This is a genomic window from Pseudomonas sp. GM24 (assembly GCF_000282235.1).
Taxonomy (GTDB): domain Bacteria; phylum Pseudomonadota; class Gammaproteobacteria; order Pseudomonadales; family Pseudomonadaceae; genus Aquipseudomonas.
In genome coordinates this window covers 1-7481 of sequence record NZ_AKJR01000295.1, presented here as the reverse complement: position 1 = coordinate 7481, position 7481 = coordinate 1, and the positions used below count along the sequence as shown (strand labels likewise).

At 62.1% G+C, this 7481-nt stretch carries 5 protein-coding genes; 4 read left to right on the top strand and 1 reads right to left on the bottom strand.

All coding sequences use genetic code 11. The features are described from left to right. Positions 1-73 precede the first annotated feature (73 nt). Positions 74-2986: an aminotransferase gene (locus PMI23_RS27040; protein WP_007909103.1), complete on the bottom strand. Its 2913-nt coding sequence runs from the start codon at positions 2984-2986 to the stop codon at positions 74-76. A 165-nt stretch (positions 2987-3151) separates the two neighbouring features. On the opposite strand from PMI23_RS27040, the gene rfbC reads away from it, so the two are divergent. Genes rfbC through PMI23_RS27020 form a run of 4 tightly spaced genes read left to right on the top strand, consistent with a single transcriptional unit; the run spans position 3152 to position 7382 of the window. Then, positions 3152-3697 (top strand): dTDP-4-dehydrorhamnose 3,5-epimerase, encoded by a 546-nt coding sequence (gene rfbC, locus PMI23_RS27035; protein WP_007909101.1) that lies wholly within the window; start codon positions 3152-3154, stop codon positions 3695-3697. 42 nt (positions 3698-3739) lie between these two features. After that, positions 3740-5548, top strand: coding sequence for a sensor histidine kinase (locus PMI23_RS27030; protein ID WP_007909099.1), 1809 nt, complete (start codon positions 3740-3742; stop codon positions 5546-5548). Then, positions 5545-6930 carry a sigma-54-dependent transcriptional regulator gene (locus tag PMI23_RS27025; protein ID WP_007909097.1) on the top strand — a complete coding sequence of 462 codons (1386 nt, stop codon included), beginning with the start codon at positions 5545-5547 and terminating at the stop codon, positions 6928-6930. Before PMI23_RS27030 ends, PMI23_RS27025 begins: the two co-directional genes overlap by 4 nt. Further along, positions 6927-7382 carry a YiiD C-terminal domain-containing protein gene (locus PMI23_RS27020; protein WP_007909095.1) on the top strand — a complete coding sequence of 152 codons (456 nt, stop codon included), beginning with the start codon at positions 6927-6929 and terminating at the stop codon, positions 7380-7382. The genes PMI23_RS27025 and PMI23_RS27020 overlap by 4 nt, the downstream gene beginning before the upstream one ends. Positions 7383-7481: the final 99 nt, after the last annotated feature.

The window sequence follows — 7481 nt, the reverse complement described above, 5'->3', positions numbered from 1 at the left end:
ATCTCTTGATTTTGCTCTTGAAAAACAAGATCAAAAGATCGCAGCCTTCGGCAGCTCCTACAGGGGGTGAGTGTCAAAGGCCCTCGGTGAGCACCCGATCGAGCATGTCGACAAAGAAATCCACACTCTTACGCGACGTCACCATCGGTGGCTTGATCTTGAGAATGTTCAGATCATCCCCAGTCGGCTGCATGAAAATCCCCAACTCGCGCAGGCGATCACACAGCAACACCGTCTCCTCGGTCGCCGGCTCCAGCGTCTCGCGATTGCGGATCAACTCAAGCCCGAGATAGAACCCGGAACCGTGCACCGCGCCCACCAGCGGATGTTTATCGATCAGCGCTTCGAGTCGCGCCTTGAAGTGGCCACCGACCACCTGCGCGTTCTCCCAGAGCTTTTCTTCTTCCATGACATCGAGCACCGCCATGCCAATCTGGCAACTGACCGGACTGCCACCCGCCGACGAAAAGAAATAACCCTCAGCCTCCAGCGCCTCGGCAATTTCCCGGCGAGTGATTACTGCACCCAGCGGTTGACCGTTGCCCATGCCCTTGGCCATGCAAATGATGTCCGGCACCACGCCCTGCTCTTCAAAGCCCCAGAAGAAATGGCCCATGCGCCCGTAACCGACCTGCACTTCGTCGGCGATGCACACGCCGCCCTGCGCGCGCACCAGCCCGTAAACCTGTTTCAAATATCCCGGCGGCAGCGAGATGCCCCCGGCATTGCCATACACCGGCTCGCAGATGAACCCGGCCAATTGGCGCTTCTGCTCGGCGAGTTTTGCCAGGTGATGCTCAACGCTGCGCACGTAATCCGGCGCCGAATCGAGGCCGCGGAATTCACCGCGATAGGTGTTTGGCGCAGGCACCGGATGCACCCAGTCCGGACGGCTTTCCAGGGCTTTCGGGTTGTCGGCGACCGAGGTCGATACCGCATCGGCGCCGACCGTCCAGCCGTGATAGGCCTCAAGCACACTGATCATGTCGCGCCCGCCGCTGTAGGCCCACGCCAAACGAATCGCCAAGTCATTGGCCTCGCTGCCGCTGTTGACCAGAAACACCCGATCCATGCCTTCCGGCGCGAGTTTCAGCAAGCGCTCGGAGAATTCGGCGACCGCCGCATAGTTGAACCGCGAGTTGGTGTTCAGTAATGACCATTGGCGGGCGGCGACAGCGGCCATGCGCGGGTGACCGTGACCGAGCACCGCCACATTGTTGAGCATGTCGAGATAGGAGCGGCCCTGCATGTCGATCAGGTGATTGCGCCAGCCGCGCTCAATGCGCGGCGGGTCGACGTAGTAGTGTTTTTGCGTGCGGGCGAAACTGGCATCGCGGCGTTCGAGTAACGTTTTCGCGTCCAGCTCCGGCTCGGCATCGCAGGCCAGCCCCAACAATCCGGCTGGCGATGGGCACAGCGCCTGCCAAGCCGGAGCATGCGTCGGTGTGCAAAACAACGGCGCATCGAGCTGCGCGCCCCGGCACAACTGCACCCGTAACGGGCCGCTCACCGCGCCGAACACCTGACCTTTGACCAGCGCCGCGCCGCTGTGCAGCGAAGGTGTCACGCCCCACAGGCGCACGCTGAGTTGCGGACCATCCAGTTGCAGCACACCGTCTGCGGCCTGATGCACGACGCCAGCGAACGGCGCCTCCACGGTGGTGCCATCGGGCACGCGCAATTCCACGTGCAGCGGGAAGGTATCCGGTTCAACGGCACTTTCGGGACGAGTGCGCGACAAACGGTACTGACCATAACGGCTCGCCGCCAAACCATGCGCCACAGCCGCTTCAGTCAGCAGGCGCTGGTCGATACCCTCCTGCTCCCAATTGCCAGCGTCGAAATGCGGACTCAGTACGCCAAGATCGATCAGCGCAAATTCGCGTCCGACCAGACCGGGCAACAATGGCGCAAAACCTTCACTCTCAATCGCCGGCAAAGCCTGTCCCACCGCCGCCAGAATCGCCGCCTCCATCAACGCCTGAGGCACCGATGTCGCCACGCGGAAAATCTCCCACTCATGGGTAAGGTTGTCCCGGCTGTACGTATTCGCCGGGTCGATGCTGACTTGCTGCTCGCCACTGAGCACCAGCACCGCCGCGCGCGCCACTATCAAAGGCCACAGCGCTTGCAACTCTTCGTGTTGCAGTGGGTTGACCGCGTGGTAGGCCTGCACCGCCGGCAGGATGACAAACGGATCACCACCAGCGTGATGCAGCAACGCCGCACACGTCACTGACAGATCGGTGATGCGCCAGGTGCGCACCAGATCGCCAAAGTCGATCACGCCCTGCAACTGCCAGTGACGCTGGGCATCGCGCGCCCAGACGGCGTTGTCATCGGTGATGTCCATGTGAATCGCCTGCACCGGCAGCTTGTCCAGCAACGGCTGCAAACGGCGCTCGGCCTGAGCGGCGGCCTCGGCGATCAATGTGCGTTGCTGCTCGTCCTTGATCACCGACAGCAGATGGCTGATCAGAGCACTGGCGTGGCGCGCATCCCATTGCAACGTGCGCTCAAGGCCCGGATGATCGAAACCGGCCAGCGCCAGATCCATCTCACCGCAGAGCCGGCCAAACCCCGCCACTACGTCGCGCCCCAAGTGATCAAGATGCGTGAGCGGCTGGCCCTCGATGTAATCCAGCAGCCGCACATGGACGGCTTCGCCGCCGACCTCGAGTGACAGCAGATCCTCGCCATTATTGGCCGCGATCACCCGTGGCACCGTCACCGCCGAGTGCTCGGCCAGGTACTTGAGGCCGGCATGCTGGGCTTGCAGCTCCACCAGAGCGTAATCGCCACGGCAGATTTTCAGCACGAACCGACCGCGCGGACTGTCGACGCGAAAATTCAGATCCTGCTGGCTGCCGAGCGCCTGCAGCCTGCCGCTGAGCCCGTAATGCTCCGCCAGCCATTGCTGGGCCTGCTCTGCAGAAACCTGCGGGCTGGGCAAACTGGCGCGATGAATCAACGTGGCGAGCGGCATGAAACGACCCCTGAAATTTTATTAGGCGCCTATATCGCCATTGCTTGGCAGGATCCGCAACCCCCATCCACGAAAAGGCGTCAGGGCTATTTGTCTTCCTGCACTCGCGCCCTCCGGCACTTTGCGCAAGAATGTCGACCATTAACACTGGCCTATGGAAACCCCATGAATGTAATCACCACCGACCTGCCCGGTGTCCTGATCATCGAACCCAAGGTGTTTGGTGACGAGCGCGGGTTTTTCTACGAAAGTTTCAATGCCAAGGCTTTTCAGGATGCAACGGGGCTGGACACACAATTCGTTCAGGACAACCACTCGCGCTCGCAAAAAGGCGTATTGCGTGGTCTGCATTACCAACTGCAAAACACTCAGGGCAAACTGGTCCGCGTAACGGTCGGTGAAGTATTGGATGTCGCCGTGGACATTCGCCGCAGCTCACCGCACTTCGGAAAATGGATGGCCGTGCGCCTGTCGGCAGACAACCATCGTCAGTTGTGGGTCCCGGAAGGTTTCGCCCACGGGTTCGTCGTGCTGAGCGAGTTCGCCGAATTCCTCTACAAGACCACCGACTACTACACGCCGTCGGCAGAACGCAGCATTCGCTGGGACGATCCGGATCTGGCCATCGATTGGCAACTGGACGAAGCCCCGAAGCTGTCCGCCAAGGATCAGGCTGCAGCCTTCTTCAAGGACGCTGACGTCTTCGCCTGAGGCCGGGCATAATGCGCCTGTCCCTACAGGCGCTTCCGGCTCATGAAACCAACCCTTCCCCGCAGACCTCGCTGGCGCAGCCTCGCGCTGCTGGCCCTGTGTCTGGCGCCGCTGTTGTGGCCGCTGGAACATCTTGCCGAGCGCTATTACCGCAGCGAACTGGCCGGCCAGAACCGCCAGACCCTCGACCTGTACGTCGCCAACCTGCTGGGCACCCTGCACCGCTACGAAGTGTTGCCGCAGATTCTCGGCGACCTTCCCGCTCTGCGCGCGGTACTCGGAGCGCCGGACGACGGCGTCACCCAAGGCAATGCCAATCGCCTGCTGAAGAATATTGCCGCGCAGACTGGCGCCGAAGTCATGTACCTGATGGACACCAGCGGGCAGACGCTGGCAGCATCGAACTGGGACAAGCACGACAGTTTCGTCGGCCGTAATTTCTCCTTCCGTCCGTACTTCAGCGAAGCCATGGCCGGGCGCCTCGGGCGCTTCTTCGGGCTCGGCACCACGTCGGCCAAGCGCGGTTATTTCTTTGCCGCCGCCGTGCGTAACGGCGAAAAAATCATCGGCGTGCTGGTGATCAAGGTTGACCTCGACCACACCGAAAGCCTCTGGGGCAAAACCCCGGAACAACTGTTGGTCACCGACCACAACGGCGTGGTCATCCTCACCTCGCGCCCGGAATGGCGTTTTCGCTCAACCCGTAATTTGAGCGACAGCGAGCGCTCGGCGATCACCGCGATCCAGCCTTACCCGACCCGCGAGCCGCGCCCACTTAACCTTAGCCCGACGGCGTGGCTGATCCAGACCCACGACATTGCCGAAACCGGCTGGAGCGTCAGCATCCTTGCCCCGCGCACGCTGATCGACCGTCCAGTGCGCACCGTGGTCGCCATCGGCGGCGCCACGCTGCTGGTGCTGATGTTGTTGCTCGGTCTGATGATGCAGCGCCGCCGGCATTATCTGGAGCGCATCGCCTTCGAGGCCAAGGCACGTCGCGAGCTGGAAGGCCGCGTCGCCGAGCGCACCAGCGACCTTGAAGGTCTCAACCGGCGCTTGAAGGAAGAAGTGCTGGAGCGTGAACAGGCCCAGCAGGAACTGGTGCGCGCCCAGGACGATCTGGTCCAGGCCGGTAAGTTGTCGGCGCTGGGGACCATGTCAGCGAGCATCAGCCACGAACTCAATCAGCCGTTGGCAGCGATCCGCAGCTACGCGGAGAACGCCGAAGTGCTGCTCGATCATCAGCGCACCGACGATGCGCGCGGCAACCTCAAACTGATCAGCGAACTGACCGGGCGCATGGCCTCGATCATCGCCCACCTGCGCGCCTTTGCCCGCCGCGATCGCCACGCGCCGGAAAGCGTTGCCCTGCAACCAGCGCTCGACGATGCCTTGGCGCTGCTGGCCAAACGGCGCCGGAGCATGGAAGTCGAGCTGATCCGCGATCTGCCGGCCGCCACGCTGTGGGTCGAGGCCGGGGAAACGCGCCTGCGTCAGGTGCTTGGCAATCTGCTCGCCAACGCCCTCGACGCGCTCACCGAAAAAGGTCCGCCGCGCAAACTCTGGCTGAGTGCCGAATCCACCGCCGAGGGCGTCAATCTGTACATTCGCGACAACGGCCCGGGCTTTTGCATGGAGGCCCTCGGCCGCGCCAGCGAGCCCTTTTACACCACCAAGACCCGTACTCAGGGTCTGGGGCTGGGGTTGGCCATTTGTGAAACGCTGATGCGCGCCTTCGGTGGTGAACTGTCGTTCGCCAACCACAAGCAAGGTGGCGCCTTGATTACCCTGCGACTGCGCGCCGGTGCGCCCGGGGTCAGCCTGCAACCGTCCGAGGATCGAAGTGCATGACCATCGACAATCGCATTCAGGTGGTGTTGATCGACGACGATCCACACCTGCGTCAGGCCCTCGGCCAGACACTGGATCTGGCCGGTCTGAAAATTTTGCCGCTGTCCGAAGCCAAGGGGCTGGCCGCACAGCTTGAACGCGACTGGCCGGGCGTGGTGGTGAGCGACATCCGCATGCCGGGTATGGACGGCCTGGAATTGCTCAGCGAATTACACGCGCAGGATCCCGAACTGCCGGTGCTGCTGATCACCGGCCACGGTGATGTACCGCTGGCGGTGCAGGCCATGCGTGCCGGCGCTTATGACTTTCTCGAAAAACCTTTCGCCAGCGATGCGCTGCTCGACAGCGTACGCCGTGCGCTGGCCTTGCGCCGACTGGTGCTGGACAACCGCAGCCTGCGTCTGGCCCTCAGCGACCGCAATGAATTGAGCGCGCGTCTGGTCGGCCATTCGACGCCGATGCTGCGCTTGCGTGAGCAGATCGGTGCGCTGGCCGCGACCAAGGCTGACGTGCTGATCCTCGGCGAAACCGGCGCCGGCAAAGAAGTGGTCGCCCGTGCGCTGCACGATTTGTCCAGCCGTCGTAATGGCCCGTTCGTGGCGATCAATGCTGGCGCACTGGCCGAGTCGGTGGTGGAAAGCGAACTGTTCGGCCACGAACCCGGCGCGTTCACCGGTGCGCAGAAACGCCGGATCGGCAAATTCGAATTTGCCAACGGCGGCACATTGTTTCTCGATGAAATCGAAAGCATGAGCATGGACGTGCAGGTTAAGTTGCTGCGCATGCTGCAAGAACGCGTGGTCGAACGCCTGGGCGGCAATCAATTGATCCCGCTGGACATCCGCGTGATTGCCGCAACCAAGGAAGACCTGCGTCAGGCCGCCGATCAAGGCCGCTTCCGCGCCGACTTGTATTACCGCCTCAATGTCGCGCCACTGCGCATTCCACCGCTACGCGAACGCGGCGAAGATGCGTTGGTGCTGTTCCAGCATTACGCCGATGAAGCCAGCGCCCGCCACGGCCTGCCGCCCCACGAACTGCAACCGGCACAACGCGCCTTGCTGTTGCGCCACACCTGGCCGGGTAACGTGCGCGAACTGCAGAATGCCGCCGAACGTTTCGCCCTCGGTCTGGAACTGGCACTGGATAACAGCGGCGCCGAAGGCACTGGCAACACACCGGTTGAAGTCATCAACGGCGGTCTCAGCGAGCAAGTGGAAAACTTCGAGAAGTCGTTGATTGCCGCCGAACTGGCGCGCTCTCACAGTTCAGTGCGCAGCCTCGCCGAAGCCTTGGGCGTGCCGCGCAAGACCCTGCATGACAAGTTGCGCAAGCATGGCCTCAACTTTGGCGACAGCAGCCATGGGGATGAAAACGAATGAGCACTGACAGTCGCTATCTGGAATCGGTCCTGCATCACGACATTCCCCTGACACGGGACATGGGGCTGAAGGTGCTCGACTGGCATGCACACCAATTGAGTCTGCATCTGCCACTCGAGCCGAACGTCAATCACAAGAGCACGATGTTCGGCGGCAGTCTTTACTGCGGTGCGGTGCTGGCCGGTTGGGGCTGGTTGCATCTGCGTTTGAAGGAAGAAGGCATCACCGACGGGCACATTGTGATTCAGGAGGGGCAGATCAGTTATCCGCTGCCGGTCACGGGCGACGCCACGGCAATCTGCCCGGCACCGGACGCGAAGGTGTGGAGGAAATTTCTGGCGATGTATCAGCGTTATGGGCGGGCGCGGTTGACGTTGAGTACGCGGATCGTCAATCAGGGCAGCGAAGAAGACGCCGTGACATTTACCGGGCAGTACGTTTTGCACCGCTGAAGATCAACGGCCCCTCACCCTAACCCTCTCCCCGAGGGAGAGGGGACTGATTGGGGGATGCTTCAGACGTACACAGACCTGATGGCGCTTTGCTGAATC